This is a genomic window from Variovorax sp. FW301-JW7, from assembly GCF_058788795.1.
Genome location: NZ_JBYTBC010000007.1, coordinates 198,168 through 225,155, shown reverse-complemented (window position 1 = coordinate 225,155; position 26,988 = coordinate 198,168). Strand labels below are relative to the sequence as shown.

Below are 26,988 nucleotides of genomic sequence, written 5' to 3'. Positions count from 1 at the left end.
ACTGACCGCTACTCTTTGATGTTGGCGGTCTGCACGATCTTCTGGTTGCGTGCGTACTCGGCCTGCACGAACTTCCCGAACGCCTCCGGCGTTCCGCTGCCCGGCAATGCGCCTTGCTCCGCCAGCTTGGCGCGCACGCCTTCCTCCTGCAGCACCGCATTCAGTTCCTGGTTGAGCCGCGCCACCACGGCCGGCGGCGTCTTCGCGGGCGCGAAGATGCCGGTCCAGCTCACCATGTCATAGCCCTTGAGGCCGGGCATTTCGTTGAAGGTGGGTACCTGCGCGAGCGCCGGCAGGCGCTGGCTGCCGGTGATGCCCAGGGCCTTCAGGCGCTTGCCGTTCACGTGCGGGATGGCGCTGGTGCTCACCAGCATCGCGAGGTCGACCTGGTCGCCGATCACGTCGGTGGCGATCTGCGCACCGCCGCGGTAGGGCACGTGGGTCACGAAGATGCCGCTGCGTTCCTTGAGCAGTTCCATCGCCAGCTGCAGCACGGTGCCCACGCCCGAGGTGGCGTAGTTGTAGTGGCCCGGCTGGGCCTTGGCGAGCTTCACGAAGTCGGCGTAGCTGCGCACATCGAGGCCGGGGCGCGCCACCAGCACCATCGGCGCGGTGTTGAGCAGGCCGACGGGCGCCAGGTCTTTGAGCGGATCGAAGCGGAAGGCCGAGGGGTTGACCAGTCGGCCGATGGCGATGGCGCTGTCGGGGCCGACCACCAGCGTGTAGCCGTCGGGCGCGGCGCTCACGGCCTTGGCCACGCCGATGGCGCCGCCCGCGCCGCTCACGTTGTCGATCACGACCGACTGCTTGAGCCGTTCGCCCAGGCGCTGCGCCACGAGGCGGGCGTTGACGTCCACGCTGCCGCCAGCCGTGAAGGGCACGATCAGCGTGAGGGGCTTGGCGGCGGGCCAGGCGGGCTGCGCGAGGGCACCGGTGGGCAGGGCGGCGCAGAGTGCGGCGGCAGCAAGGATCAGGCGGCGGTTCGTGGTCATGGCTGGTTCATCCGGGGAAGGGGGTGGCGGAAGGCGTGGGTTCGGAAGGCAGGCGGGCGCGCAGCGCGTCGAAGTCGGCGCTCCATTCGGCGCGCCACTGGCGGCGCTGCGTGTCGTCGATCCACGCGCCGTCCAGGCCGTTGTGCATGAAGCCGCGCAGGTCGTCCAGGCCGAAGCCGAAGTCGCGCACCATCATCAGCCACGCGCCCGTGGGCGTGACCTGGTGCAGCGTCGGGTCGTCGGTGTTCGGGTGGATGCGCAGGCCCAGGCCGGGCATGCGGCGGATCGGGTGGTCCAGGGCCCAGCGCTCGGGCGGCAGCGTGCGCAGGTAGTAGGAGTTGGTCGGCACCACGGTGAAGATCACGCCGCGATCCGCACACTGGCGCGCGAAGTCGGGCTGGTCGACCACCGTGTAGCCGTGGTCGATGCGATCGACCTGCAGCAGCTCGAGCGCGGTGCGCACGTTGGTCCAGGGCATGCCGAACTCGCCGGCGTGCGCGGTGGTTTTCAGGCCGGCCTTCTTCGCATCGGCGTACGCGCGGGCGAAAAGCTCGGGCGGCCGGTCGTTCTCGCGGTAGTCGATGCCGATGCCGATCACCTCGTCGCAGCGGTGGGCCTGGACCCACTCGACCATCTCCACCGCCGCCTCGGCGCTGGCCTCGCGGTCGATGGCGGCAATGAGCCGGCCGGTGATGCCGAACGCCTGCTGCGCATCGTGGATCGCGCGGACGATGGCGCCCTGCGCGAGCGGGTAGGCAATGCCCGAGCCGTGCACCGTGCCGGTCGGGTTCCAGAAGAACTCGGCGTAGCGCACCTGGTGCGAGGCCGCGTCCTGCAGGTATTCGAGCGTGAGCTGGTACAGGTCGTCGGCGCTGCGCACCAGCTGGGCGTCGAGCGCGCGCAGCACGCGCAGCACGCCCACGGGCTTTTCGCCGCGCGTGTAGAAGCCGTCGATTTCCGCGTCGGCCAGCGGCGCGCCGGCGCGCTGGTTGAGCTGGCGGAAGGTATCGTGGCGGACGGTGCCGAAGAGGTGGCAGTGCAGCTCCACCTTGGGAATAGCGCGCAGCATCGCTTCGAGCGTGAAAGGAGCGGCGGCGGGCGCAGGCGCGGCAAGGGTCATGCGGCGCAGTCTAGGCAGTGCGTGCTCATAAGGAAAATTTTGAATTTCTATAATTTGATTCATTGAATCGATAATCAGGACGCCCATGGCCGCCTTGCCCCTGCGTGCGCTCACGCTGCGCCAGCTGCAGTGTTTCTCGGTGCTGGTCGAGGAAGGGCACTTCGGCCGCGCGGCGCGCCGGCTTGCCATCACGCAGCCCGCGCTGAGCAACGCGATCAAGCAGATGGAGAAGCTGCTCGGCGCTGAGCTGCTGACCCGCTCCACCCACCGGCTCGAACTCACGCCCGTCGGCGCCGAGGTGCTGGCGCGCACCGATTTCCTGGTCCACACCTTCGAGGTGGCGCTGCGCGACATCGAAAGCACGGTGCAGCGCGGCCGGGCCTATGTGCGCGTGGGCGTGATCCCCTCGGCCAGCGCGCGCGTCGCAGCGGCGGCGGCCGGCTTCCTGCAGCAGCGCGCCGAGGTGGAACTGGCCTGGCGCGACGCGCCCTCCACGGTGCTGCTGGCCGAGCTGCGCAGCGGCCAGCTCGACATGGCCGTGGCCGCGATCACCGAGCCACCCGGCGGACTGACGTGCATCGACCTGTTCCGCGACCCGCTGGTGCTGGTGGTGCGCAGCGACCATGCGCTGGCGGCGGCGGGCGAGGCGCGCTGGGAGGCCATCGGCAGCGAGCGCCTCGTGCTGTTCGAAAGCGGCAGCATGCCGGCGCTGGGCGACCCGGCGCGCGCGCAGTTCGCGCAGGGCGCGCAGCCGTACCGCGTGAGCTATTCCGAAACGCTCTACGCGCTGGTGCGCAGCGGGCAGGCGCTGGGGCTGATGCCGCAGCTGTACACCTCGTCGCTGCGCGACCCCGAGCTGGCCGTGGTGCCGCTGTCGGCGCCGCGCATCGAGCGGCGCGTGGTGCTGGCCTACCTGCCGGGGCCGATGCGCAACGTGGCGGCGCAGGAACTCATCGGGTTTTTGCGCGAGCGGTTGCCGCAGGCCTAGGCGGCTTCGAGCATGACGCCCGGCCGTCACTGTTGTGCCCCCTTGCCAGTTTGGAATGACTACTCATGTATTCACAGGTCTTTGGGTCGAATAAAGTGCATGTATATGTACAGATTTCTGATGATCCGTGGGAGGCGATAAGCAATGCAGCCTAAGCCGCTGAGTGAGGCCGTCTTGGCCCTGAGAGAGGGACGATGGAATGAATACGAAGCGCTGATTCGTCGTCTGAGAAAGATCGATGGAGATCAAATCTGGGAACGAATTGCAGCCGAGCACCCGGCATCAGTTGATTTGATATCTGCTCTGAGGCCCTTGTCGGGGGAGCAAGCTCGAAATGCTTGCCAGACGCTTCTTCCTGCTATCGGAAAGATAGCTGTTTTTTCCCTTGAGGATGCATTGGTCCTCTTGGGGTTTTCTGAGGTGCTTGGCCTTTCATACAGACACTTGCCCGCGAGACAGTTGCAATCTCATATCACCCAAAAAATCGGCTTTGGGAACGCGATTGGAGAGAGGCTTAGAGCGAACACCCACCTAGGGGAGAGCGCACAAAGGGTTTGGGCTGGAGCCTATACGTCAGCCGCTCCCTTGGCGGCGGCGCAGTACGTGGCTGAGTTGATGACAGATAGCTCCTTAGACACTCAACTCCTCATCAGCTTGCTCAACTTCTTGCCTGTAGACGTCACGGAGGTGAAAACAGAACTTGCGTCGCGCGAGAACCTCTTGGCGGACCTACTCTTCGGAAAGACCAACGAAGCTGGTTATGCCGCTTGGTCTGCGCTGACCTGCTTAGCAACCTTTTCGCCGACCGCCGTTGGTTACCTGCTTAGTGGTCTTGAATCAGAAGATGCAAGCGCCGCGATGGCGGTAGCCAACTCGCTCTACCGACTGAGTGCTCCTAGCTTTGGCGTCACAGCCGAACCACTCGAAGACATCGTCAAGAGCCTGCTAAATATCGCCGTTCATGACGAGAAGGCCCGCGCGCAAATAGATGAGAGTATCCAGAACTTGGTGTCTCAAGATGCGCTACGACCGCACGCTGTTGCCTGCCTACTCGACCTTTGCACGCTCGACGTCAATGTTGTCGAGATGCTTGGGAAAACCTTTGGCGAGCTGGGTCAGTATCCCGTTGATTACTTCTTGGTGTTGTCCGACTGGTTGCTTCGTCCGGATGCGCGTCTTTCATCAATCGGAGACCTGCTATCCCTTTGCACGATGCATCGGGCGCAGGTTGGACTGAATACAGGTGTTTTTTTGGAGCAGGGGAGGGAAAGGCGTATCAAAGCTGCAAGACGATTGCTTGCGCTGATTCACCACGGACCGACGCTATGTCAGTTCATTGCCGTAATTGCCGAGATGGACGCTTTGGGCGAAGAGAGGCTTTTGCTCGCCGGAGAGATGTTGAGCTTGACTTTCGCGGAATATCCCGGTGCGACTGAGGAATTTTTGAAGGAAAAGACCAAGAGTTGTCTGCGCACGGATCCCTCAGCGCGGGTCTTTCGCTTGGAGTACGCAAATGTGCTGCGTTGGCGCAGAGTCTTGGCCCAACTCCCGAAGCGCAAGGAATTGCGCCCAGCCGAATCCGAGCTGCATGCGCTCAGGGCGATGAGGAGGCGTGTCAATCGCGAAATCATGCGTAAGGCGGAGGAAAGATCTGTGTTTCGTGATCTGTTCGCGAGTTCCCACATTGCGCAGGGGCGGAAGTTCGCATCTCACACCGAATTTGGACCTCCACAGGTGGCTGAGATGGCCGAGTCAAGCCACTCGATAGAGCTTCCCTCCAGTGAGGGGGCCGACCCGATGCGAGGGTTGCTTGAACGTAGGAAATTGTGGATGAATGCCCAATGACTAGCAGTCTGCGGCTGCTACTTGAAGACTTCCTCGGGCTCATGCGTGAGGACGGCGAACTCGACGTTTTTTTGCCCCTGTTGATGTCCGCGATGGGGCATGAGGTTGTGTACCGCCCTCAGAGGGGGCCTCGGCAGTACGGGGTTGACATTGCGTCGGTGGGACCGGATGAGGATGGACAGAAAAAACTCTTTCTCTGGCTCGTCAAATGTGGGGATATCGGAAGAGCCGAATGGGACTCGGGACCACAGTCGGTGCGTCAGTCCATCAACGATGTGGGGGACATTTACCTTCGCAGTCATGTCGCGCCCGAACACAAGGCGCTCAAGAAAAAGCTGCTCATCGTCACTAATGGCGATTTCAAAGCGAACCTGAACGAGACGATCGCCGCGTTCCTTGAGGGTTGGTCCCGCAGGAAGAGAGTCGCCACAGAGCAAGTCAATGGCTCAAAGCTGGCGGCTTGGTCGGAGCGATATCTCCTAGATGAATACATCCTTCCAGGCTCGAACCGGTCGCTGCTGCGACGCATGCTCGCCAATGTATCGTCCCCAGAGCTCTGCATCATGATGGGGCGCAGCCTCATCGATGAAATTCTCAACAATGCCACGGCTCCGGCGGAGTCGGCTGGCGCGAAAACTAAGCTTCTGCTTACTGGTCTGCGTGGCATTCGGACTGCGCTGAGCGTCTTACAGGCTTGGGCGACAAGCGAGGACAACTTGCTCGCGCCGTACCTCGTTTCTCAGTATGCGGTGTTGGCCGTCTGGTCTCGGCTGCATGAGCCGCTTCAAGCGAATGAGCCCGGACCAAGCGGGGAGTTCCGCGAACTACTGTTTCAACTGGCGACCATCGCGGAGATCAATCATCAGCGCATGGACCAGTACTACCTAGTGCAGGACGCTTTTGCCAATGCACTGCCGGATAGCCTGTTGGTTTCGCGGACAGTCTTTGATGAGTTGGGGCGGCTCGGACAGCAAGGATGTCTTTGGGCGCATCAGGCTGCGGCGGGCGGAATGAATGAAATAGAGCATATGGCTCATCGATACGCGAGTCGCGTTCTGGCGCTGATCGATAGCCACAGTTGCAGTGCTCTGCCTGCATACGATTTCCATTCGACAAGCGTACATGCGGCCCTCTTGCTCCTTGTCGTGACAGGTCGGGAGGATCCCGCCCGCAAGTGGGTTCACAACCTATGTCAACGGTTGTACTACGCGACCAGCGTTCGAAAATTCTTGCCGATGTCCGCCTCCTTCGAAGAAGCGATTCTGGTGCGCCATGGGTATGAGGAAGTAGCAGAAGAGTCGTGTTCGACGTCAACCCTGTTCCCCATCTTGCTGACGTGGACTGCGGTGCTCGGAATGAATGACGGCTATGAGTTCTTGAGGGAACAGGTGTTGCCGAGACTCAAAGGGACTACGCCGAACTTTTGGAGCTCTGAACAGGGGTACGACTCGTTGGTTGCCGATCCGATGGCGCTCCATGAGCACGGAACCGGAGAGGCCATCATGCAGTTTCCCCAGGAGGCGCAGGAGTTTCTCCAACAAATGTCCAGAGGGCTGGCCGGGATAGATCACATCGAAAAGTCGGCGTGGTACCAGGGGGGCGCACCCTACATCCCGCTTTTGGCCGCGCTGCACTGGCATCTCCAGCTGCCTCGAGAGTTGCTCGTGCAACAGGCAATGGCATTTGCTGGAGTGGTTCTTCCTGTAGCAAATACAGGGGAGATGCCACCCCAGTGAACATCAATGACTGCCGGCTTAGGCCGCTTCCAGCATCGCCATGCGCGTTTCGCTGCTGAAACGCTCCAGCGTCCAGCCTTCGCCGAGCATGAACATGCGCGTGTGCAGCTGCGACAGCGTGTCGCTGTCCACTTCGTCGCCCAGGTAGCTCAGCCGTTTCTCGCGCAGGTCGACGAAGCCCGTCGTGTAGTCACGCCCCAGGCGCAGCCACAGCGCGTGCGCGCCCGGCGACTGGCGCGCGCCGCTCATCAGGCACATGCCGCTGCCCAGCGCCCAGCGGTACACGGCCGTGGCCAGGCCGCGCCGCTGGTAGGCGGGGTCGTACTGCGAATGCGGCGCGCGGATGTGGCGGTCGGCGCGGCGGTCGAGTTCGATCAGGCGGTTGAATACGGTGTAGCCGACCAGCCGCTGGTGGCGCACGTCCTCGATGTACACGTAGGTCTCGCCGTCGGCTTCGCGAAAGCGTGCGCGCAGGTCGGGGTCGTCCAGGCGCAGCGCGGGCAGGTCCTGCACGCGCTCGCCCATGGCGCGCATGCGGTCGTACACCGGCGTCAGCGGCTCGCTCGGGCGGCCCTTCTTCGGATCGACGTCGATGCGCAGCTCGGCCGGCCGCAGCAGGCGGCGGCGCAGCGCGTCGAACGACAGCCACGCGGGCCAGGGCGGCAGGGCAGGCGAAGGCGAAAAAGGGACGGAAGGGGAGCAGGCAAGAGCCACCACGGGGAAATCCTCACGACGAAACACGACGGCGAAGCGGGCGAGGTCCTTCCGCGCGGCACGGGGCCGGAGGCGGGAAGAAGGTCGGACGCTGGGGAAGTGGTGCGTCGCCCGGGCCGATCAGGGCCAGGACGCGCGACCGCGCGGGGCGGGTGCCCGACGGTCGATGTGCGCTGAAGAAAAAAGGAGGCTGACCGCCGGGCTCAGGGATGTGCGAGGGTCTGCTGCGACCTCGCCGTCATCGCCGCGGGTGCGCGCACGCGCGCGTCGCCCGGGGCCGCAGAGGCCGCCGCGCGATCGAAACCGGGGATGAAAACCATGACGTTCATAGGGTCGATTGTAGGAAGCCGGGGGTGTTCGGGCAACCAAAGCCCCCTCGGTCTCTGCCAGATTGAATGCGGCTTGCGCTCAGTGCAGTTCGTCGGCCGCGTGGATCGTCTCGCGCACGCGCGGATAGATCTGCGTGTTCCATTTGCTGCCGCTGAACACGCCGTAGTGCCCCACGCCGGCCTGCAGGTGGTGCGTCTTGAGGTACGGGCGGATGCCGCTGCACAGGTCTTGCGCGGCCACGGTCTGGCCGACCGCGCAGATGTCGTCGCGCTCGCCTTCCACCGTGAGCAGCGCGGTGCGCCGGATGGCCGCGGGGTTCACCGTGCGCCCGGCCACGGTGAGCACGCCGCGCGGCAGGTCGTAGGTCTGGAACACGCGCTCGACGGTCTCCAGGTAGAACTCGGCCGGCAGGTCGTTCACCGCCAGGTACTCGTCGTAGAACTCGGCGATGGTGCGTGCCTTGTCGAGTTCGCCCTCGACCAGCAGGCGTTCCATGTCCTCGAACTGCTTCTTGTGGCGCTCGGGGTTCATGCTCATGAAGGCCGTGAGCTGCAGGAAGCCGGGGTACACGCGCCGCATCGCGCCCGCGTGTGGCCACGGCACATGGCTGATGAGGTTGCGGCGGAACCACTCGATGGGCTTGCTGGTCGCGAGCACGTTCACGCCGGTCGGGTTGATGCGGCAATCGACCGGCCCCGCCATCAGCGTGAGGCTGCGCGGCGTGGCCGGGTGGTCGTCTTCCGCCATGAGCGCGGTCGCGGCCAGCGCGGCCACGCAGGGCTGGCACACGGCGACCATGTGCGCGCCCGGGCCCACGGCTTCGACGAAGCGCATCAGCTGCAGCGTGTAGTCGTCCAGCCCGAAGCGGCCCTGCCACAGCGGCACGTCGCGCGCGTTGTGCCAGTCGGTCAGGTACACGTCGTGGTCGCGCAGCAGGGTGCGCACGGTTTCGCGCAGCAAGGTCGCGAAATGGCCCGACAGTGGTGCGACCAGCAGCACGCGCGGGTGCACCGCTTCGGTGTGCGCTTTGCGAAAGTGCAGCAAGGTGCCGAAAGGCGAGACCAGCGCGACCTCTTCGTGCACGGGCACCTCGGCGCCGTCGACCACGACGCTGTCGATACCGTAAGCCGGCCGCGTGTGGGTGAGCCGCATGCGCGAGAAGACCTCGCAGCGCGCGGCCATGCGCCGCAGCGCGGTGCGCTCGGTGCCGTCCTGCCAGAGCGCGCGGCCCAGGTACTGCGCGGTGAGCCGCCATGGCGAGAGCAGGTCGGCCTGGTTCTGGTAAGCGCGGTACAGCATGCCCCCGCTGCAGGCAAGTTGCGGGCCAGCCGTGTGGCACGGCGCTTGCACACACCCCGCATCGTCCAAGGAGTGTCGCGATGGCCAAACCCGTTCTCACGATCAGCAGCAAGAACTACGGCGCCTGGGCGCTGCGCGGCTGGTTGATGTGCAGGCTCGCGGGGCTGGACTTCAGCGAGAAGGTCATCCCGCCCGACGACCCGGCCATGAAGGCCGAGATGCTGCTGCTGTCGTCGTCGATGCTGGTGCCTTCGCTGCAACATGGCGGCATCAAGGTGTGGGACACGCTGGCCATCGGCGAGTACCTGAACGAGATCAAGCCCAAGGCCGGCCTGCTGCCCGCCGACGCCGCGGCGCGTGCCCACTGCCGCGCCATCTGCGGCGAGATGCACTCGGGCTTTGCCTCGATGCGCGGCGCGCTGCCGATGAACATCAAGGCCCGCTTCAAGAACTTCAAGGTGTGGTCGCGCGCGCAGGGCGACATCGACCGCATCGTCGCCATCTGGCGCGAGTGCCTCAAAGCCTACGGCGGCCCCTTCCTGTTCGGCAAGCAGCCCGGCATGGCCGACGCGATGTACGCGCCCGTGGTCACGCGCTTCCTGAGCTACGACGTGGCGCTGGACAGCGTGTGCGCCGCGTACTGCAAGCGCGTGATGGAGCTGCCCGCCATGAAGGAATGGGTGGCTGCTGCGTTGCAGGAGCCCGACGAGATCGACGAGCTCGACGCGGAGTTCTGACGCTGCTTCTTCACGCGCTCGCGGGCGGCAGGCCGAGGCCGTCTTGTTGTAGTCGGCGCTCGATGCTCTGCGCGGCCTGCTGCAGGTCGCCCAGGTGCGCGGTCACGATCTCGCGCTCGCTCTTCACCGTCGGCAGCCATGCGCAGCTGAGGCAGCCCACCACCTGATCGCCCAGCCGCACCGGCACCGACACCGCGCCGAAGCGGTCGGGCGAATCGAGGCTGGTGGACGTGGGGTCGCGCGCCGCGTAGCCCTGGTCGCGCGCGTGCGCCACCATGCGGCGGATGCTGTCGGGGCGCCGCGCGCCGCGGTCGAAATCGTTCGGTGAACGCGCCAGTGCGGCAACGATTTCTCGGCGCTCCTCTTCGGGGCAGAACGCGAGGTAGCAACGCCCGAGCGACGACAACAGCATCGGCGGACGAAAGCCCAGCGCGCGGTAGTTCACCGCGAGGCCGTTGCGCGGCCGGTCGGTGTCGAGGATCAGCATGGCCGTGCCGTCGCGCACGCCGAGGTCAATTGGCCACGGCACCAGCCGCTGCAGCGTGGCGCGCGGCGATGCGGCCAGGGCGGTGAGCCGCGTGCGCCACGCCGCCGCAGCCCCTGACTGGCCGGTGGCCGAGGTGGGCACGTAGCGCTTCTCCAGCTCGTTGCGTTCCACCCAGCCGGCCTGCTGCAGCGTCTTCAGGATGCGCAGCAGCGTGGCCTTCGACAGGCCGGTCTGCCGGTGCAGCTCCTGCAGCGTGACGGCCGACGAACGCTGGATGGCCAGCATCACGTCGAGCCCGCGACGCAGGGCGTCGATCGACTTCACGCTGTGCGCGCCGCTGGTGTCCGACATGTCGCCTCCAAAGAAAAAAGGTTCACTCAGTGAAACTATATCTTCTGGCCGCGCGACGCCATTCCTACAGTCCGACGACACCCCCACGTCGTCCCACCGAGAAGGAAAACGCAAGATGTTCCACCAACGAAACATGGTCCGTGCCGCTGCAGGAGCCATTCTTTTGCTGTGCGCCGCGACAGCGGCGCTGGCGCAATCGTGGCCCGCGAAGCCGATCACCCTGGTCGTCGCCTACCCGGCCGGCGGCGACACCGACGCCATCGCGCGCACCTACGCCGAGAAGCTCGCGCAGCGCCTGGGCCAGCCGGTGCTGGTCGACAACCGCCCCGGCGCGAGCGGCATGATCGGCAATGCCTGGGTCGCGAAGGCGCCGGCCGACGGCTACACGTTGCTCTTCACGCCCAGCACCTTCCCCATCGCGCAGCACGTGCTCAAGGCCGGCCCCGGCGTGGCGCACGACGTGGTGAAAGACTTCACCCCCATCGTCAAGACCGGCAACATCCCGGTGCTGATGGTCACGGCGCCCACGAGCGGCATCCAGACCGTGGCCCAGCTGGTGGCCGGCGCCAAGGCCGGCAAGGCCTTCACCTACGGCACGCCCGGCGCGGGTTCGCCGATGCACATCGCGGGCGAGCTCTTCAACAAGGACGCCGGCGTGGCCATTGCACACGCGCCGTACCGCGGCGTGGCGCCGGTGGTCAACGACACGCTGGGCGGCCACGTGAGCGTGGGCTGGATCACGCCCGGCGCGGTGGCGGCCCACATCGCCGCCGGCAAGCTGGTGCCGCTGGCCGTGGCCGAGCGCCAGCGCACGAAGCTCATGCCCAACGTGCCCACCTTCCTGGAGCTGGGCTACCGCGACATGGACGTGAGCGCCTGGATGGGCCTGCTCGGGCCGAAGGCGATGCCGGCCGAGGTCGTGCAGACGCTCAACCGCCACGTCAACGAGATCCTGAAGATGCCCGACGTGCAGGCCCGCATGGCCGCGCTGGGCATCGAGCCCGTGGGCGGCGAGCCGGCCGTGCTGGCCCGCCAGATCGCCGAGGACGACCAGCGCTTCGGCAAGCTGGTGCGCGAGTTCGGCATCCGCGCCGATTGACCCCCGACACCGAAGGAGACGATGCATGTTGAGCGAAGAAAAGAACCGCCTGTTGACCGAAGTGGGTCCGGGCAAGCCCATGGGCGATTACCTGCGCCGCTACTGGCACCCGATCGCCGGCGCCAGCGAGTTCGACGACAAGGCCGTGAAGCCGCTGCGCATCCTCGGTGAGGACCTCGTGCTCTACAAGGACCTGAGCGGCAACTACGGCCTCGTCGACCGCCGCTGCCCGCACCGCAATGCCGACATGTCGTACGGCTACGTCGAGAAGTGCGGCCTGCGCTGCAGCTACCACGGCTGGCAGTACGACACCAGCGGCCAGTGCATCCACCAGCCTTTTGAAGAAACGCTGGACCCCGACGCGCGCATGCGCAAGAACACGAAGATCAAGGCCTATCCCGTGCAGGAAAAGGCCGGCCTGCTGTGGGCCTACATGGGCCCGCAGCCCGCGCCGCTGCTGCCCGACTGGGAGCTCTTCAACTGCAAGAACGGCTTTGCGCAGGCCGTGTTCGCCGAGATTCCCTGCAACTGGTTCCAGTGCCAGGAGAACTCCATCGACCCCGTGCACTTCGAGTGGACGCACAACAACTGGACCACGCGCCTGCAGGGCGACGAAGGCCCCTACGTGCCCACGCACCTGAAGCTCGCCTTCGACGAGTTCGAGCACGGCTTCGTCTACAAGCGTCTGCGCGGCGGCGAGCGCGAAGACAACGTGATGTGGACCACCGGCCGCGTCACGCTGTGGCCCAACGGCTTCTTCCTCGGCCACCACTTCGAATGGCGCGTGCCCATCGACGACCACCACACGCTGAGCGTGCTGTGGGTGCTCAGCCGCGTGCCGACCGAGCAGGAGCCGTATGTGCAGGAGCGCATTCCCTCGTGGTACGGCCCCATCAAGGACCCGGCCACGGGCCGCTGGATCACCAGCCACGTCGCCAACCAGGACTTCGTCGTGTGGGTCGGGCAGGGCACCGTGACCGACCGCACGCGCGAGAAGCTGGGCCAGAGCGACAAGGGCATCGTGATGATGCGCCGGCGCTTCTTCGAAGAGCTCGAGTCGATGCAGTCCGACCCGGCGCATGAGCCCAAGGGCCTGATCCGCGACCCCGGGAAGAACCGCGACGTGTTCCTGCCCTCGGCCTGCCGCGACGAGATGCTGCACGGCCTGCCGCGCGAGGAACTGGCCGCGCATCCGCTGCTGGGGCCTTACCTGAAGGACTTCTTCGGGCAGGCCGGGCAGCCTGACGACGTGCGCGTGGCCTACGAGGCGGCCATCGGCCAGAAGGTGGAAGGTGCGCGCTTCTTCAAGGTGCACGGCGGTGGGTCGGACACCGAGGTGGAGACGCAGGAAGCGGCGTAACGCACGCCGCGATCCGGGTCTTTGCGCCGGGGCTCGCCTCGACGCGAACAGCGTGTGAACATCCCAGGTCGGGAGCACACGCCGTGAAGTTTCGTGATCGCGCACACGCCGGCCGCCAGCTCGCTGCCTTGTTGCAGCGGCGCGGCGGTTTTGCGGACGCCGTGGTGTTGGCGCTGCCTCGCGGCGGCGTGCCGGTGGCCTTCGAGGTGGCCCGCGTGTTACGGCTGCCACTCGACGTGCTGGTGGTGCGCAAGCTGGGCCTGCCCGAACAGCCCGAGTACGCCTTCGGCGCGCTCGCGGGCGATGGCGTGCCCGAGATCGACGAACACCTGGTGCGCACGCTGGACCTGCGTCCTTCGGAGATCGATGCCGTGGTCCGTGCTGAACTCGCCGAGTTGGCGCGCCGCACGCAGGTCTATCGCGGCGATCGCCCGGCGTGCGAGGTGCAAGGCCGCACGGTGCTTGTGATCGACGACGGACTCGCCACCGGTGCCACCATGCGCGCCGCGGTTCGCGGACTGCGGCGGCAGAGCGCCGGCAGCGTCATCGCCGCCGTGCCCGTGGCGTCGCCCGAGGCCTGCGAGGCCTTGCAGCGCGAAGCCGACGACGTGCTGTGCGTGCGCTGCCCCACGGTGTTTCGGGCGGTCGGTGCCTGGTATGAAGATTTCTCGCAGACGACGGATGAGGAGGTCTGCGCGCTGCTGGCGCAGGCCTAGCGCCTGAACATCCGCAGATCGAGCGCGCTCTCTTCGCCCAGCCACATCGCATGGGCTGTGTGGTCCGCGAAGTCGTCGCCGGTCACACCGTGCACGAACACGTCGAGGCCGTTGCGGTTGGCATCGAGCCAGCCGATGACTTCGTCGAACTCGGCGGCGTCGAAGGCCAGCTGGCAGCTCCAGTGCGGGTGCGGGCCGACGAGGCGTTCGTGCACGCGGCCTACCACCACCATCAGCTCGTGGCCGGCGCGCTCGCTGAGCTCACGCGCCTGCGCCAGTGTGGCGGGGGCGAAGTAGATGTGGGCGTGGTACTGGGCGTAGAGGTTTTCAGGGCGGCGCGGCATGGTGGGCTCATTGTGAACCGAGGCGGAAGCGTCCGCTGTAGCGAAACACGTCGCCGAACCAGCGGTGGCGCAGCAGCATCTTCATGGTGAAGTGGTCGGGGTCGGACGGATCGGGCCGCTCCTCGACGTAGGCGGTGCCCAGAAAGAGGCCCAGCGGCAGCGGAATGCGCAGCCCCGGAAGGCGCCAGATGTAGCCCCGGTCGCGGAACACGAGCGCGCCGTCTTCCGCGCTCACCGCCAGGCGCATGCCGATGCCGAAGCGCACGTATTCGATCACCTCGCTGCCCTGTGCCGCGTCGTGCTCCATGTGCGAACGGAAATGGAAAGGCGGCCTGCCCGGGAAGTGGAAGACGCGGTCCCAGTAGAGGTGGGCGTTGTCAGGGTGGCAGCGGTAGTGCACCTCGATCGGCACGTGGGTACCCTGGTGCGGAACCAGTGCGCCGAACAGCCGGCCGAAGGGCATCAGCAGCGCGGCCCAGGGGGCGTGCCAGACCTCGCTCATCGTGCCGCGCACGCACACGTAGTCGTCGGAGAACGGCGCCATCGTGTAGTGGCGGCGGATGATGTCGCCGAGCCGGTCCCACGCGGGGCCGAGCGCCTGCTGGAAGACGGGTGGCGCGCTCATCCCGCCACCGCCCCGGTGGCTTCGCTGCGCGCCTTGTAGAAGCGCAGGATGTTCTCGGAGGCGTCGCCCAGCAGGAACTGCATGACCGGGTCCGCATACCAGTTGAAGCGCGTGCTCAGCCGCCACGACACCGCGACACGCAGCTCGGTGCCGCCGTCGCGCGGGGTCAGGGTGTAGGTGGCGTCGCGCAGGTCGAAATACTGGCCGCCGATCATCACGTGGTCGTCGAGCGCACCGGCGGGGAAGGAATCGGGCGTGAAGCGGAAGCGCCACTTCAGCAGGCGGTCGGGCTGCCACTCGGTGACGACCTCTTCGAAGTGCACGTTCTTCTGCCACTGCACCTGGCGCACGCGGCCCTCGGGCGTGTCGACGGTCACGCCCGACACCGGCATCGGCACGCCGACACGGTAGGCCCACGCATCGCCGACTTCGCTGGGGCGGATGTCGCGCGCGGCGTTGAGCTCGTGCCACACACGCTCGGCCGGTGCTGCGATGAAGAGCGTGCGCGAGGTGTTCGAGAACTGGTCCGGGTTGGGCCATTGCGGTTCGATGCCGCCGAGCAGCAGCGGCACCAGGGCAAAGCTGTAGAGCGCGGGCTTGGGCCAGTTGGTGATGCGGCACACGATGCCCATGGCCAGCCCGCCGACGCTGCCCATCACCGCGAACAGCGGCACGATGAAGGCGGCGCAGATGATGCCCTCGATGAACACCATCAGCGTGCCGCCGACGAACAGCGCGGTGGCCACCCACGGCGCCCAGAGGTAGTAGCCCCAGCTGCGTCGCTCGATGCGCTCGGCCATGTACACCGTGACCGCGCCGCACGCCGCGGGCGCGAAATAGACGAAGGAGCCCAGCATGGCCGAGAAGGGCTCGCCGGGGCCGCCGCCGAAGACGATGCGCAGCACGAACGTGATCGCCGCGCCGGCGAACATGGGCCAGAACCAGCCGAACGGCATGCCGCCGCGCACGGGCTTCTTGGCCGGCACGTCGTCGGTGGCAGGCAGGTCGGCGAGTTTGCTTTCTTCGGGCTCGGTGCGCATGGAAATCTCTTCTCCTCTTTTTGTGATGTCTCAGCTGGCGCTGCGCCGGGCCGTCACCATGGCGTAGTCGAAGTCGCGCCAGAACATGCCCAGCGCGAGCGCGCAGTAGCTGGCCACGATGTGCTTGCGGCGCCAGGGGCTGAGCCTGCCGCGCGCCTTCCACAGTTCGATCAGCGTGAAGCGCGTGGCCAGCACGGGGATGTGCAGCGCGCTCGGCGCCACGCGCCAGCGCAGCGAGGTGAACGCGATGTCCTCGAAGCCGTGTGCGCGCAGCGCGGCCGTGAAGTCGTCGCGCACCGCCAGCGTGGGCACGGCCCAGCTGTCGGCCCACAGGCGGTGCAGCCAGCCCGCGAGGCGGCCCGACCGGCGGCGCAGCAGGAAGCCGTCGACCACCACCAGCCGCGCGCCGGGCTTGAGCAGCCGCGCGGCCTCGCGCACGAAGTCGGCCTTGGCGGTGCCTTCGGCATAGCAGGCGCTTTCGAGCGCCCAGGCACCGTCGGCCTGGGCGGCGGGCAGGCCGGTGCGGGTGTAGTCGGCTTCGACGTGCGCCACGCGGTCGGCCACGCCGGCCCGCGCGTCGAGCCGCGCGGCGATGCCGTTCTGCACCGGCACGTTGGTCACGGTGACCGCGTGCAGCGCCGGGTCGTCGCCGACCAGCGTGCGCGAGGTGGCGCCGGCGCCGCAGCCCAGGTCGAGCACGCAGCGCGGGCCGGGGGTGGCCGTGTCGAGCCGCAGTGCGCGGCCGACGGTGCGGTTCATCTCGATCAGCATGCCCTCGCGCCGCAGCGGGTTCAGGCCCAGGCGCCAGAAGCCGAAGTGCATGTTGTAGCTGGGGCTCCAGGCGCGGTAGTCGTCGGCGACCTCGGTGAAATAGTCCTGCGTGTCCTCGCGGCTCACGTGGCCTTCGACGGCGGGCGGCGCGGGTCGCGCGGTGCCGGGCAGGCGGAAGTCGGGCTGGAAGACGTCGGGCATCGAAAACTCCTTCGGACGTGAGCGGGTGGGGTGTGACAGCGTGGTCTTTTTTCAGAGCTTGCAGTGGTCGTCGGCGCATGTCGCTGGCGCGATCGCACCGTGCCCTGCGAGCCGCAGGACCAGCCAGCGCGGCAGCCGGTAGCGGTTGCGCGCCAGCACCGCGTAGGCGCGGTCGGCCAGCCGGCCGACCACCGGCAGGTCGAGCACCGCGCCGCCGGCCGGCAGGCCCACCGCGGCGCGGCAGGCGCGGATGGCGTTCACGCCCACGCGCAACTGGCCTGCGGCATCGACCGCGTGCAGCGAACGCATGAGCGCTTCGCGCGGCGCCGGGCCGTTTGCGAAACCGGCGGGCGAGCAGTCGATCAGGCGCAGCCGCTTCGCGGCGTCGCGCGCTTGCATGGCGCCCATTTCGGCCGTGCACAGCGGGCAGGTGGCGTCGAAATAGACCGTGAGCGGGTAGGTGGCGGGGGCGAAGCGGGTCATGGTGCTTTTGGTTCTCGATATTTCAGTCAAAACAGAAATAAGAAGACAAAAAAAAGGACTCAGCCTTTCTCAGATCATGGGCAGGCTGGCGTGGTGCGCGTCGGGGTCATCGCCCTTGCCGGCGCCAGGAGGGGCGGGGGGCGGTGTGCCGTCGCCGCGCACGAACTTCTGCACGCTGGCGCCGAGCGTGAGCACCTTGTCGAGCGTGCCGGGCGACAGCCGCAGCATCTCGTCGGCCCAGGTGGCGAGCTTGGTCATGAGGTCCATGGTGGAGCGGATGCGGTCCTGCGCATCGGGCGGCTCCTTTTGGAAATCGGGGCTGGCGACGATCTCGCGCAGCACGCGGATGGTGGGGTCGAACTCGCGCTCCTTGCGCTCGCGTACCACGGTGCGGAACAGCTCCCACACGTCGACGCTGGTCTCGAAGTAGTCGCGCCGGTCGCCCAGCGTGTGGGTGACGCGCACGAGGTTCCAGGCCTGCAGTTCCTTCAGGCTGTTGCTGACGTTGGAGCGGGCCACGCCCAGCGTTTCCGACAGCTCCTCGGCGTGCATCGGCTTGCCGTGCGCGAAGAGCAGGGCGTGGATCTGCGAGACCGTGCGGTTCACGCCCCACATGGAGCCCATCTCGCCCCAGTGCAGGACGAACTTGCGTTGAATGTCGGTGAGTTCCATGGTGCCGAGTTTAGGAATTCCTGAATTTCTGTCAAGACAGAAACAAAAAACTGTGCATCTCTGGATCAAAAGTGAAATACTGTATGAATAAACAGTTATTCGCCTTGTTTCCTGTTTCCTTCCAAGGACTCGCCATGCCCGCCGTCCAGGTTCCCATCCACATCATCAAGGGCCGAGGCGCGGCCACGCGGCTCGCGCACCGGTTCTCCAAAGACGAGCGCAACGCCTTCGACGACGGCTGGGGCACGCTGGAAGAGGGCGAGGCCGAAGCCGCCGGACTGCTGCCGCTGGCCACCGAGGTGCGCTTCGAAGACGTGAAGTCGGTGCTCAGCAGCAACGAGTCGCCCGACATCCCGTTCGACCGTTCGCTCAACCCGTACCGCGGCTGCGAGCACGGCTGCATCTACTGCTTTGCGCGGCCCACGCACAGCTACCTGAACCTCTCGCCCGGCCTCGACTTCGAGACCAAGCTCATCGCCAAGCGCAACCTCGTGGAAGTGCTGCGCGCCGAACTCGGGCGCAAGGGCTACCGCCCCAGCAACCTCGCCATCGGCACCGCCACCGACTGCTACCAGCCCATCGAGCGCGAGCTGCGGCTCACGCGCGGCGTGATCGAGCTGCTGAGCGAGGTGCGGCATCCGTTCGCGCTGGTCACCAAGTCGAGCGCGGTCGAGCGCGACCTCGACCTGATCGCGCCCATGGCCGCCGACCGGCTCGCGGCCGTGTACGTCACGATCACCACGCTCGACGGCGAACTGGCGCGCAAGCTCGAGCCGCGCGCCGCCGCGCCGCACCGGCGGCTGCGCACCATCCGCACCCTGGCCGAGGCCGGCGTGCCGGTGGGCGTGAGCGTGGCGCCGCAGATTCCGTTCATCACCGAGGACATGGAGCAGGTGCTCGAAGCCGCCTGGGAGGCCGGCGCGCGCAGCGCCTTCTACACCGTGGTGCGCCTGCCGTGGGAGGTGGCGCCGCTCTTCAAGGAATGGCTCGAGCTGCATTACCCGCAGCGCGCCGAGCGCGTGATGGCGCGCATCCACGAGATGCGCGGCGGCAAGGACTACGACGCCGACTTCGCCACGCGCATGAAGGGCAGCGGCCTGTGGGCCGACCTGATCCACCAGCGCTTCCAGAAGGCGACGAACCGGCTGGGCTTCAACCGCGAGCGGATCGCGCTGGACACCGGCGCGTTCCGCCCGCCCGGCGCCGCGGGGCAGGGCAGCCTGTTCTGAACAGGGCGCAGACGCGGTAGATTCGTGGCCGTGCCGGCTTCGGCACGCATTCGGCATCGGCTGCTTCAAACAAGGTCAAGGGCGCGCATGAACAGGGTCTGGCTCGTGGTGATGGGGGTTTCGGGCTGCGGCAAGTCCAGCATGGGCGCGGCGCTGGCCACGGCGTTCGGGTTGCCGCTGATCGAGGGCGACGACCACCACCCGCCCGCCAACGTCGACAAGATGAGCCGCGGCATCGCGCTCACCGACGCCGACCGCACCGGCTGGCTGGCCACCTTGGGCCGGGCCCTGGCCGACGCGCCGCAGGGCGCCGTGATGACCTGCTCCGCGCTCAAGCGCAGCTACCGCGACCAGCTGCGCGCCGCCGCGCCGGGCCTGCGCTTCGTGTTCATGCAGATCGACCGCGCCGAAGCCGAGCGCCGCGTGGCCGCTCGCGCGGGCGCTGGCCTGCACATGTTCCCGGCCAGCCTTGTGGCCAACCAGTTCGCCACGCTCGAATCGCCGGTCGGCGAGGCGGGCGTGCTGGCGGTGGATGCGACGGTGCCGCTGGGAGTGCTGGTCGGGCAGACGACGGACTGGCTGGCCGCGGGCTGAACTCCCGTTCAGGGAACGAGGAATGAATGCACCAGCGTCAGCTCGCCGGGCTTGCGCAGCGGCACGCGAAAGACCTGCTGCTTTTCCTTGGGCGTGCCCTCGTCCTGCAGGATCGCCACCTGCGCGGTCGTGACCTCCTCGCGCTGTTCGCCCGCGCCGAAGTAATTCACGAACACGTGGTACGCCCCCTGCACCGGGCTGGGCGTGGCGAAGATCTCGGGGCCGAAGCCGGTCGTCACGTCCACGTCCAGCGCGCCGCCGTTCGGAGCCACGCGGGCGCCGTAGAAAACATGCTGGCCGTCGGGCGAGACCACGTGCAGGTCGAGGTCGGTGCTGTCGCTGTCCCAGCTGAGCACGACACGCAGCTTCACCGGCACGCGGCTGGCCTGCGTCTCGTAGAACTGGGAGCGCGCCACCTCGCCGTTGGGCGAACGCACCTCCACGCCGTGGCTGCCGCTGCCGAACGACCAGGGCCGCGCAAAGTTGCCCTTCTCGTCGGTCAGCAGCGGAATGGCGATGCCGTCCACGATGAGGCGCGCGGGCGTGCGCGGGGCGGTGTCTTTGGTCTTGGGCGTGGCCGCGATGCGACCGCGGATCAGCGAGGCCTCGGAGCGGCCGTTGGCGTTCACGCTGCTGGCCGGGTAGTGCACTTCCTGCACGAAGTCCTGCTGCCGGGCCGGGGCGTTGCGCCAGCCGCCACGCGGGGTGTCGAGCGTGGTCTGGGCGTGTGCTGCGACGCCGGCAAGGCAAGAGAGCAGGCCGATGGCCGCGAAGGCGGCGCGGTGCGCCAGAAAAGAGTGGTTCATGAGTCTGCCAGTTGCTGCGCAAGCCGTTCGATGAAGGTTTCGTCCTGTCCGTGCGGATGGTCGCGGAAGGCCAGGTGCAGGTATTCGTGGATGAGCGAGACGCGGCCTTCGCGGCTGTGCCACTCGCGCACCCGGATCACCAGCCGCCGCTGGTCGGAATGGGGCACGCCCATGGCGAGCTGGCACACGCGCAGCGTGTCGTCCACGGGCTGGAAGCCGGCCTCGGCGCGCAGCACGCGGCGCCAGCGCTGCTGGCGTTCGGCCAGCCATTGCTGCGCCTGCGGCAGGGGCGTGCAGTCGGCCTCGGCCCGGAACGACGCCAGGCTGCCGCGCGGGTATGCCGTGCGCAGGATGGCGGCAAAGGGCTGCCCCTGGCGTCCTGCGGCAACCGCGGCCTGCCACGACATCACGCCGGGCGAGGCCTGGTCGCCGTGGTAGCGCACCGCCTGTCCGTCGACCACCAGGCCCTCGGTGAAAGCGGCCACGGCACGCGCCGACGCGCTCGGCGGGTTGGGGCTCACGCGCTGCGTGCGGCTGTCGTCGGCGATCTGGCGGCAGCCGCCGGTTTCGGTGGCGTTCTGCAGCACGTAGGTGCGCGCCGCCACGGCGAGGGCGCGGGCGGCTTCGGTTTCGCGTGCATCGCCTTCGCGATCGAGCACGCGCGCCACGTAGTCTTCCAGCGGCAGGCGCGCGGCGATGCGCGGGCCGTCCGCGCCGTAGCGCAGCACCTGGGCCGGCACGGCTTCCATCACCAGCTGCGAGCCGTTCTGGAACGCGATGCGGTAGCGCCCGCGCAACGGGCCGGCCGGTGCGGCGGCGGTGTTGCCGGCAACCGCGCGCTGCACGCTGGTGATCGGATAGCGCTGAAAGAAATCGACGGCGATGCAGGGCTGCGCGCTGACGGCCGCGCCGTCCGGCACGGGCGTGGCCAGGCCGTGGGCGGCCCACTGTGCGGCCATCCATGTCGCGTCGGCGCGCAGCGCACTGCGGCTGGTACCGGCATCGCCGAACCAGAAGGGCGTGCCGTCGGCCAGCCAGCCCGCGGCGCCGCCGACGGGCTGCGTGCCTTCGTGCCATGACCAGGTCTTCAGGCGCGGCCCGCCGCCCAGCGCGGCGAGCACCTCGTCGTCGCGCACCGTGACGGGCTGCAGGGCCTGGCGCGCGGCCGTGCGCGCGGACGCGGGCACCTGCCGCAGCGCGGCCAGCAGCTCGGACACGGGCACCCGCGTGTCGGGCTGCATCGCGTCCAGGCGCAGCAGCCAGGCGGGGGCGTCGTGCTCGCGCCAGAAGCGTACCCAGCCGGCGGCGTCGATGCCGAGGCGCGCGGGCTCGAAGTAGGGGCCGCAGGATTGGGCCAGCGCCTGCGCGCGCCCGATGCTGGCGCCGGGGTCGCAGCAGTACTCGTCGTCGGTGCGGCGCTGCGCGCTGGCGCAGCGGTAGGTCGGCTCCTGCGTGGCGTTGACGCTCAGGTAGCTGTAGACGAAGAGCTTCCACACGCTGCCCAGCGGGGCCTGCAAGGTGTCCGATGCGGGAAGGCGCGCAGTCGTGCCTTGCGGCGTGCGTTCGAGCGCGACCATGCCTTCGTCGGTGAGCCAGGCCATGCGCGGTTGAACCTTGGACGGTGCCGCTGCGAGAGCGGGCAGGGTCAGCGCGGCGGCAAGCGCGACCGCACCGACGCCAGTCGCAACCAGTCGCGAGAACACCCGTGCCGCTTTCATGAAGGCCTTGCCGTTCGCGTCTTCAGCGCACTTCGACGCCGGCCCAGCGGCCGTTGCCTTCGAAGGCCTTGGCTTCGGGCTCGTACATGCGCAGCAGGCGCGCCGGCGGCAGCTTGAAGGTGCCGCGCTGCGAGAAGCGGACCAGGTGGCGCACGGTCAGCGGCGTGCCCGCCACCAGCGTGTCCAGCGGCACGGCGTAGCCCTGTGCGGTGGCCTGGCTCTGTGCGCGCTCCATCGGCTGCAGCTTGCCGGCGCTGTCGGCCATGTCGATACCCCAGGTGCTTTCTTCCACCGCAGCGCCCGGCGGCAGCGCGGCCTCCGCGAGGCTCCAGCGCATGGCTTTGGGGGCCGTGACGGTGAGCTGATCGAGGTAGAGCGCGTTGGTGTCCAGCGGCGTGCCGGGCTTCACGGCTTCGAGCTTCACCGTGATGCGGCCGTCGCTGACCACGGGGGCCGGCGCCGGTGCGGGCTGGCCCGGTGCGGCGGCGGCCGGCGGCTCCGGTGCGGGACGCGGCTGGGTGACCACGCGCCACAGCGTGCGCTCGACCTTCGCGTCGAGCGCGGGTGCCTGCGCTTCATTGCTCTCGTAGCTCACGAAGGCCCAGGCCGCCTTCTGCCCGGCGGGCAGTTCCAGCGTGGCCGGTGCGGCGGCGCCCGGGGGCAGGCGCCAGCTCGTGCCGGTGCCGTCGGTGGCGCGCACCCAGGGCGCGCCGAGGGAGGGCGTGTCGGTGGCGGAGAGCCGGCTGCCGCCGAGCGCGCGGTGCAGCCACAGCAGCGTCTGTGCGCGGTCGATGGAGGGCGTGTCGGCGCGGATCTGGCCCAGCACCGCCACGGCCTTGTCGGCGCTCGCGCGTTGCGTGGCCATCAGCAGCGCCTGCACCAGCGGTGCATCGACACCGGCCAGGCGCGTGGCGGCTTCGTCGGCGGCGGCGCGCGCCTTGGCGCTGGCGACCGTCGGGCCGGCGGTCTGCACGGCCAGCACGAGCGCCATGTCGCGGGTGTCCGGGGCGTTGGGCAGCGTGGCGTCCACCATCGCGAGGCTGCCGCGGCGCTGCGCCAGCTGCGCGGCGTCGCTGGCCGGCAGTGCGGCCAGCTGGTCGGCGAGGCCGCCGGCCATCGAGCCCACGGGCAGGCCCATCTCCTGCATCCACGACAGGGCCAGCGCGCGCTGCAGCGGCGGCAGCTTCTGGCCGTCCTTGGCGTAGACGTCGAGCAGGCGCTGCCAGTTCGAGGCCGGCAGCGTCACGCGCAGCGCCTGGGTGGCGCGCCAGTCGGCGTAGTAGGCGTAGGCGGTCAGGAAGGCATCGTTGGGCATGCCGCGTCCCCACCAGCCGAACTGCGCCTGCGGGCCGGCCATCTGCGCGATCGAGAGCCGCGCCGTGGCCAGGCGCTGCATCAGCGCCGGCGCCATCGGCTGCTGCGCCGTCGACAGCGATTGCAGCGCGAGCGACAGCGGCAGCATGCGGCTGGCGGTCTGCTCGACGCTGCCGCGCGGGGTGTCGATGAGGGCGTCGATCTGCTGGCTGAAGGCGCCGGTCGCGGCGTCCTGTGCGAGCGACACCCGCACGCGCGATGCGTCGGTCGGCAGGGCCAGCGGTGCACTGCCTGCCGCGAGATCGAGCGCCTTGTCGCGCGGCGCGCGCCACGCCACCGGGAGGCGGCGCACGGGCACGTCGAGCGTGTCGACCACGCGGGCGTCCTGGCGCAGCGTGACGCTGACCGCGCCCGACTTGTCCGCGTCGCCGGCGGCGAGCGGCAGGGCGATGAAGTTGACGCCGGGGCGCACGGTGACGGTGTCCTTGCGCTCCACGCCCGCGCCGCTGGCGCTCCATTCGACCTTGGCTTCGCGCCCGGTCTGGTTGAACAGGGCCAGCGAGGCCTGCGCCTTGTCGCCCTGGCGCTGCCAGTCGGGGCTGGTCCACTTGGCGTAGAAGGCCTTGTCCGAGCGCACCCAGCCCACCTGCTGGCCCACCGCGCCGCCAGCGCTCATGGCGCGGCCGGTGATGCGCCAGCGCGTGAGCGAGTCGGGCATCGTGAAGCTGAAACGCGTGTGGCCGGAGGTGTCGGTCGCCAGTCGCGGCTCCCAGGCGGCGGTGTCGATGTTGTCGCGGCGCGGGCGCTCCAGCACCTTCACCGCGCGGTCGTTGACCTGGCGCGCGCCCGGCAGCGTGCCCAGCTTGCTGGTCGCCAGGTCGTAGCCGATGAAGGACAGGCTGGCGGAGGTGCGCACGTTGTTGCGGCGCGGGTGATAGAAGAAGTCGCCGATGGCCGGCGCGATCTCGGGCTGCAGCACATAGATCATTTCGTCGACCACGCCCACCGCCAGGTCGGTGGCCACGGGCTTGCCTGCCAGCGTGGCGCTCACGTCGATGGTGACGGTGTCGCCGGGCGCATACACCGCCTTGTCGGGCGTGAAGGCCAGCGCGATGCGCTCCTGCTCGACCATGATCCCCTGGTTCTGGAACACGTAGTCGCCGTTCTTCACGTAGGCCACCGACAGCGTCATGTTGGGGCTCATGACATCGCGCACGGGCAGCGTGAACTTCCACTGCGTGGGCGCGATGCGCTCGCTCTGGATCCAGTCGGTGTTTTTGCCCATCAGCGCGGTGGCTTCGACGCGGTCGCGCTCCAGCGTGAGCAGGGCGTTGTCCACCGGCTCGGGAAAGCTCACCAGCACCTGCGCCGTGTCGCCCGCGCGGTAGCTCGTGCGGTCGAGCACCATGCCGACGCTGCCGGCGGGCGCCTTCACGCCGTCGCCGCTGACCCAGTGGCTGGCCGCGCCGACGATGCGGCCCTTGTCGTCCAGCAGCGAGAGCGTGTAGCTGCCCGGCGTCGGGAAGCTGACCGACAGCGTATCGCCGGCCGGCAGGGGGCCGGACTGCTTCGTGCGGTCTTCGAGGCGCACCCATTGCCAGGTGGCGGGGCGCGCGGGCGTGGCGGGTGTTTCGGCTGCCGCCGTGGCGCCGGCGCGCTGGCTGGCCGCGAGCTTGAAGCCCACCGCCTGTCCCGGCTGGGAGAACTGGCGGTCGGCCGCGAGGCGGAACGAGGCCGCGCCGCGCTCCACCAGAATTTCGCGCGAGGTGCGCACGCGGTAGGCCGCGCCGTCGGTGGCCAGTGCGGTGAGCAGGTAGCGGCTGGGCTCGGTGGCCGCGGGCAGCGAGAACTTCGCGATGCCGTCGCCGTCGGTTTCCAGCTCGGCCTGCTGCAGCTTCACCGGGAACTGGCCGGCGTAGTCGAGTTCGCCGTTCACCATGGCCAGCTTCTGCGAGCGCGCCGTGAGGCTCACGCGCGCACGCGCCACCGGCTTGCCGTCGGGGTAGTTCAGCTGCAGCTTGCCGCCGACGGCCTCGCCGGTCTTGAAGTCGGCCTTCTCGGGCAGCAGCACGATGTCGAAATGCGGCTTCTGGTAGTCGGCCACGCGAAAGGCCGCGGTGTAGGTGTCGCCGCCCATGGCCAGGCGCAGCTCGTAGCCGCCGGCCACGGCGTTGTCGGGCAACGGAAAGCGCGCGTCCGCGCCCTTGGTGCCGGAGAAGGCGAGCTTCTGCGCATGCACCACCTGGCCGGCCGGGTCGAGCACGGCGAGCGCCAGGTCGGCGTCTTTCAGGGCGACGGATTCGCGGGCGCTGCGGAACTCGCGCCCGCTCACCTTCACGTTCACCCAGTCGCCCGGGCGGTACAGCGGGCGGTCGGTCACGGTGTAGACCTTGGCGTTGTAGATCTCGCTGTCGTAGTAGAAGTTTTCGGAAATGAAGACGCCGCCTGCGGGGTCCTGGCCGAACACGTAGGTCTGCTCGGGCGATTGGCGCTCGAGCTTCACCAGGCCCTGGGCATCGGCCTCGCCGCTCTTGAGCACGCCGACGCCGTCGGTCCAGACCACCTTGGTGCCCGCCACCGGCGCACCGGCCGCGCGCTGGGCCGCCCACACCAGCATCTGGTCGCCCGAGACCTTGGTGATGGCCACGGTGTCCGACACGAACAGCAGCGTGGTCGCGCGGAACTGGCCGCTGATGGCTTCCACCAGGTACAGCCCCGGCGCGCGCTTGCCCACCGGCACGAACACGTTGCCTTGCGAGGCGTTGATGAATTCGCTGCTGGAGCCTTCGAGCTTCACGCCCTTGGGCAGGCCGATCGGCTGCGCCTTGTGCACCGGGTAGCGAAAGCGCTCCACCACCGGCAGGCCCGGGATCGGGCGGAACTGCCGGGGCTCCTCGAAGACCGAGGGCTGCTTGAGCTTGGCGGGCGTCTTCAGTTCGGGCGCTTGCTGCGTCACGGCGCGGCGCGCGTTGGCCGAGAACATCTGCTGCCAGGCCAGGCGCGCCTTGACGACCCAGCTGTCCCACAGGTGGGTCAGCGTGTTGGCCAGGCCTTCGTCGGCGGCGCGCGCACCCACCTGCACGCGGTGCAGGTTCTTCTGCTTCTGCAGGAAGGCGAGGGCGTCGGGAATCCTGTAGACCAGCACGTCCACGCCGCCCACCTGTTCCAGCGCCGAAGGCTGGTTCACCTCCAGGCGCACACGGGCCGTCTGGTCGCTGGCGAAGGTGGCGTCGGAGAGCAGGAAGAAGGGCTCGCCGGTGTAGGCCGAGCGGCTGTTCTCCAGCGGCTGGGGTGGTGGCTCGTCCGCGGCGTTCGTCGTCAGCGGCTGCATCGCCGTGAGCGCGGTGGCCGCTGCGAGCGCCAGCGGAACAAGACGCCGCCACAGGGGCCACGGGGACGGGACAGATGTGTGCATGG

Annotated in this window: 24 protein-coding genes; 9 read left to right on the top strand and 15 right to left on the bottom strand. The window is 68.3% G+C overall.

Annotated elements, in window-relative coordinates; genetic code table 11:
- Positions 1–8: 8 nt before the first annotated feature.
- Both AC3WQM_RS20480 and AC3WQM_RS20475 read right to left on the bottom strand, forming a co-directional pair.
- Positions 9–992, bottom strand: coding sequence for a Bug family tripartite tricarboxylate transporter substrate binding protein (locus tag AC3WQM_RS20480; RefSeq protein ID WP_492681234.1), 984 nt, complete (start codon positions 990–992; stop codon positions 9–11).
- Positions 993–999: 7 nt separating this feature from the next.
- Entirely contained in the window at positions 1,000–2,112 is a 1,113-nt protein-coding gene (locus tag AC3WQM_RS20475) for an adenosine deaminase family protein (RefSeq protein ID WP_492681232.1), read from the bottom strand.
- A gap of 85 nt (positions 2,113–2,197) precedes the next feature.
- Here AC3WQM_RS20475 and AC3WQM_RS20470 point away from each other — a divergent pair, with 85 nt between their 5' ends.
- The 3 genes from AC3WQM_RS20470 (at position 2,198) to AC3WQM_RS20460 (ending at position 6,681) form a co-directional block, all read left to right on the top strand.
- Positions 2,198–3,100, top strand: a complete 903-nt coding sequence (locus AC3WQM_RS20470; RefSeq protein ID WP_390345325.1) for a LysR family transcriptional regulator — start codon at positions 2,198–2,200, stop codon at positions 3,098–3,100.
- A 144-nt stretch (positions 3,101–3,244) separates the two neighbouring features.
- Positions 3,245–4,945: a hypothetical protein gene (locus AC3WQM_RS20465; RefSeq protein ID WP_492681230.1), complete on the top strand. Its 1,701-nt coding sequence runs from the start codon at positions 3,245–3,247 to the stop codon at positions 4,943–4,945.
- Complete coding sequence (locus AC3WQM_RS20460; protein WP_492681228.1) at positions 4,942–6,681, top strand: hypothetical protein; 1,740 nt, start codon at positions 4,942–4,944, stop codon at positions 6,679–6,681. The genes AC3WQM_RS20465 and AC3WQM_RS20460 overlap by 4 nt, the downstream gene beginning before the upstream one ends.
- An 18-nt stretch (positions 6,682–6,699) precedes the next feature.
- Here the strand turns inward: AC3WQM_RS20460 and AC3WQM_RS20455 are convergent, their stop codons facing one another.
- The 3 genes from AC3WQM_RS20455 to AC3WQM_RS20445 all read right to left on the bottom strand — a co-directional run bounded on the left by AC3WQM_RS20455 (position 6,700) and on the right by AC3WQM_RS20445 (position 9,024).
- Positions 6,700–7,398, bottom strand: coding sequence for an N-acetyltransferase (locus AC3WQM_RS20455; RefSeq protein WP_492681226.1), 699 nt, complete (start codon positions 7,396–7,398; stop codon positions 6,700–6,702).
- 200 nt (positions 7,399–7,598) lie between these two features.
- Positions 7,599–7,724: a hypothetical protein gene (locus AC3WQM_RS20450; protein ID WP_301179195.1), complete on the bottom strand. Its 126-nt coding sequence runs from the start codon at positions 7,722–7,724 to the stop codon at positions 7,599–7,601.
- Between the two features lie 79 nt (positions 7,725–7,803).
- On the bottom strand, positions 7,804–9,024 hold the full coding sequence (locus tag AC3WQM_RS20445) for a polyhydroxyalkanoate depolymerase (protein WP_492681224.1): 1,221 nt from the start codon (positions 9,022–9,024) through the stop codon (positions 7,804–7,806).
- An 80-nt stretch (positions 9,025–9,104) separates the two neighbouring features.
- On the opposite strand from AC3WQM_RS20445, the gene AC3WQM_RS20440 reads away from it, so the two are divergent.
- Positions 9,105–9,761: a glutathione S-transferase gene (locus tag AC3WQM_RS20440; protein ID WP_062476661.1), complete on the top strand. Its 657-nt coding sequence runs from the start codon at positions 9,105–9,107 to the stop codon at positions 9,759–9,761.
- A 10-nt stretch (positions 9,762–9,771) separates the two neighbouring features.
- On the opposite strand, the gene AC3WQM_RS20435 is transcribed toward AC3WQM_RS20440, so the two are convergent.
- Complete coding sequence (locus AC3WQM_RS20435; RefSeq protein WP_492681222.1) at positions 9,772–10,599, bottom strand: helix-turn-helix domain-containing protein; 828 nt, start codon at positions 10,597–10,599, stop codon at positions 9,772–9,774.
- 115 nt (positions 10,600–10,714) lie between these two features.
- On the opposite strand from AC3WQM_RS20435, the gene AC3WQM_RS20430 reads away from it, so the two are divergent.
- The 3 genes from AC3WQM_RS20430 (at position 10,715) to AC3WQM_RS20420 (ending at position 13,774) form a co-directional block, all read left to right on the top strand.
- A complete protein-coding gene (locus AC3WQM_RS20430) occupies positions 10,715–11,698 on the top strand; it encodes a Bug family tripartite tricarboxylate transporter substrate binding protein (protein WP_492681220.1) in 984 nt (327 codons plus the stop codon).
- Positions 11,699–11,723: 25 nt separating this feature from the next.
- Complete coding sequence (locus AC3WQM_RS20425) at positions 11,724–13,058, top strand: Rieske 2Fe-2S domain-containing protein (RefSeq protein WP_492681218.1); 1,335 nt, start codon at positions 11,724–11,726, stop codon at positions 13,056–13,058.
- Between the two features lie 83 nt (positions 13,059–13,141).
- On the top strand, positions 13,142–13,774 hold the full coding sequence (locus AC3WQM_RS20420) for a phosphoribosyltransferase (RefSeq protein WP_492681216.1): 633 nt from the start codon (positions 13,142–13,144) through the stop codon (positions 13,772–13,774).
- Here AC3WQM_RS20420 and AC3WQM_RS20415 read toward each other — a convergent pair.
- The 6 genes from AC3WQM_RS20415 to AC3WQM_RS20390 form a co-directional block, all read right to left on the bottom strand.
- The gene (locus tag AC3WQM_RS20415) at positions 13,771–14,118 is read right to left on the bottom strand and encodes a DOPA 4,5-dioxygenase family protein (RefSeq protein ID WP_492681214.1); all 348 of its coding nucleotides are present in this window, start codon (positions 14,116–14,118) and stop codon (positions 13,771–13,773) included. The genes AC3WQM_RS20420 and AC3WQM_RS20415 overlap by 4 nt on opposite strands.
- A gap of 7 nt (positions 14,119–14,125) precedes the next feature.
- On the bottom strand, positions 14,126–14,743 hold the full coding sequence (locus AC3WQM_RS20410; protein ID WP_492681212.1) for a DUF4166 domain-containing protein: 618 nt from the start codon (positions 14,741–14,743) through the stop codon (positions 14,126–14,128).
- Entirely contained in the window at positions 14,740–15,783 is a 1,044-nt protein-coding gene (locus tag AC3WQM_RS20405) for an SRPBCC family protein (RefSeq protein ID WP_492681210.1), read from the bottom strand. Before AC3WQM_RS20405 ends, AC3WQM_RS20410 begins: the two co-directional genes overlap by 4 nt.
- A gap of 30 nt (positions 15,784–15,813) precedes the next feature.
- A complete protein-coding gene (locus tag AC3WQM_RS20400) occupies positions 15,814–16,755 on the bottom strand; it encodes an SAM-dependent methyltransferase (RefSeq protein WP_492681208.1) in 942 nt (313 codons plus the stop codon).
- A gap of 51 nt (positions 16,756–16,806) precedes the next feature.
- On the bottom strand, positions 16,807–17,238 hold the full coding sequence (locus AC3WQM_RS20395) for a thiol-disulfide oxidoreductase DCC family protein (RefSeq protein ID WP_492681206.1): 432 nt from the start codon (positions 17,236–17,238) through the stop codon (positions 16,807–16,809).
- Between the two features lie 69 nt (positions 17,239–17,307).
- Positions 17,308–17,910: a GbsR/MarR family transcriptional regulator gene (locus AC3WQM_RS20390; RefSeq protein ID WP_492681204.1), complete on the bottom strand. Its 603-nt coding sequence runs from the start codon at positions 17,908–17,910 to the stop codon at positions 17,308–17,310.
- Positions 17,911–18,044: 134 nt separating this feature from the next.
- Between AC3WQM_RS20390 and AC3WQM_RS20385 the strand changes: the two genes are divergently transcribed.
- A complete protein-coding gene (locus AC3WQM_RS20385) occupies positions 18,045–19,139 on the top strand; it encodes a PA0069 family radical SAM protein (protein ID WP_492681202.1) in 1,095 nt (364 codons plus the stop codon).
- Between the two features lie 87 nt (positions 19,140–19,226).
- A complete protein-coding gene (locus AC3WQM_RS20380) occupies positions 19,227–19,733 on the top strand; it encodes a gluconokinase (RefSeq protein ID WP_489057524.1) in 507 nt (168 codons plus the stop codon).
- Between the two features lie 8 nt (positions 19,734–19,741).
- Here the strand turns inward: AC3WQM_RS20380 and AC3WQM_RS20375 are convergent, their stop codons facing one another.
- The 3 genes from AC3WQM_RS20375 to AC3WQM_RS20365 form a co-directional block, all read right to left on the bottom strand.
- On the bottom strand, positions 19,742–20,539 hold the full coding sequence (locus AC3WQM_RS20375; protein ID WP_492681200.1) for a YfaP family protein: 798 nt from the start codon (positions 20,537–20,539) through the stop codon (positions 19,742–19,744).
- Complete coding sequence (locus AC3WQM_RS20370; protein WP_492681198.1) at positions 20,536–22,140, bottom strand: DUF2300 domain-containing protein; 1,605 nt, start codon at positions 22,138–22,140, stop codon at positions 20,536–20,538. Before AC3WQM_RS20370 ends, AC3WQM_RS20375 begins: the two co-directional genes overlap by 4 nt.
- Before the next feature lie 139 nt (positions 22,141–22,279).
- Positions 22,280–26,986, bottom strand: coding sequence for an MG2 domain-containing protein (locus AC3WQM_RS20365; RefSeq protein ID WP_492681196.1), 4,707 nt, complete (start codon positions 26,984–26,986; stop codon positions 22,280–22,282).
- Positions 26,987–26,988 lie beyond the last annotated feature (2 nt).

Coding starts and splice junctions, on each gene's coding strand:
- AC3WQM_RS20480 (WP_492681234.1), bottom strand. CDS start 992: ATGACCACGAACCGCCGCCTGATCCTTGCTGCCGCCGCACTCTGCGCC.
- AC3WQM_RS20475 (WP_492681232.1), bottom strand. CDS start 2,112: ATGACCCTTGCCGCGCCTGCGCCCGCCGCCGCTCCTTTCACGCTCGAA.
- AC3WQM_RS20470 (WP_390345325.1), top strand. CDS start 2,198: ATGGCCGCCTTGCCCCTGCGTGCGCTCACGCTGCGCCAGCTGCAGTGT.
- AC3WQM_RS20465 (WP_492681230.1), top strand. CDS start 3,245: ATGCAGCCTAAGCCGCTGAGTGAGGCCGTCTTGGCCCTGAGAGAGGGA.
- AC3WQM_RS20460 (WP_492681228.1), top strand. CDS start 4,942: ATGACTAGCAGTCTGCGGCTGCTACTTGAAGACTTCCTCGGGCTCATG.
- AC3WQM_RS20450 (WP_301179195.1), bottom strand. CDS start 7,724: ATGAACGTCATGGTTTTCATCCCCGGTTTCGATCGCGCGGCGGCCTCT.
- AC3WQM_RS20445 (WP_492681224.1), bottom strand. CDS start 9,024: ATGCTGTACCGCGCTTACCAGAACCAGGCCGACCTGCTCTCGCCATGG.
- AC3WQM_RS20440 (WP_062476661.1), top strand. CDS start 9,105: ATGGCCAAACCCGTTCTCACGATCAGCAGCAAGAACTACGGCGCCTGG.
- AC3WQM_RS20435 (WP_492681222.1), bottom strand. CDS start 10,599: ATGTCGGACACCAGCGGCGCGCACAGCGTGAAGTCGATCGACGCCCTG.
- AC3WQM_RS20430 (WP_492681220.1), top strand. CDS start 10,715: ATGTTCCACCAACGAAACATGGTCCGTGCCGCTGCAGGAGCCATTCTT.
- AC3WQM_RS20425 (WP_492681218.1), top strand. CDS start 11,724: ATGTTGAGCGAAGAAAAGAACCGCCTGTTGACCGAAGTGGGTCCGGGC.
- AC3WQM_RS20415 (WP_492681214.1), bottom strand. CDS start 14,118: ATGCCGCGCCGCCCTGAAAACCTCTACGCCCAGTACCACGCCCACATC.
- AC3WQM_RS20410 (WP_492681212.1), bottom strand. CDS start 14,743: ATGAGCGCGCCACCCGTCTTCCAGCAGGCGCTCGGCCCCGCGTGGGAC.
- AC3WQM_RS20405 (WP_492681210.1), bottom strand. CDS start 15,783: ATGCGCACCGAGCCCGAAGAAAGCAAACTCGCCGACCTGCCTGCCACC.
- AC3WQM_RS20400 (WP_492681208.1), bottom strand. CDS start 16,755: ATGCCCGACGTCTTCCAGCCCGACTTCCGCCTGCCCGGCACCGCGCGA.
- AC3WQM_RS20395 (WP_492681206.1), bottom strand. CDS start 17,238: ATGACCCGCTTCGCCCCCGCCACCTACCCGCTCACGGTCTATTTCGAC.
- AC3WQM_RS20390 (WP_492681204.1), bottom strand. CDS start 17,910: ATGGAACTCACCGACATTCAACGCAAGTTCGTCCTGCACTGGGGCGAG.
- AC3WQM_RS20385 (WP_492681202.1), top strand. CDS start 18,045: ATGCCCGCCGTCCAGGTTCCCATCCACATCATCAAGGGCCGAGGCGCG.
- AC3WQM_RS20380 (WP_489057524.1), top strand. CDS start 19,227: ATGAACAGGGTCTGGCTCGTGGTGATGGGGGTTTCGGGCTGCGGCAAG.
- AC3WQM_RS20375 (WP_492681200.1), bottom strand. CDS start 20,539: ATGAACCACTCTTTTCTGGCGCACCGCGCCGCCTTCGCGGCCATCGGC.
- AC3WQM_RS20370 (WP_492681198.1), bottom strand. CDS start 22,140: ATGGCCTGGCTCACCGACGAAGGCATGGTCGCGCTCGAACGCACGCCG.
- AC3WQM_RS20365 (WP_492681196.1), bottom strand. CDS start 26,986: ATGCACACATCTGTCCCGTCCCCGTGGCCCCTGTGGCGGCGTCTTGTT.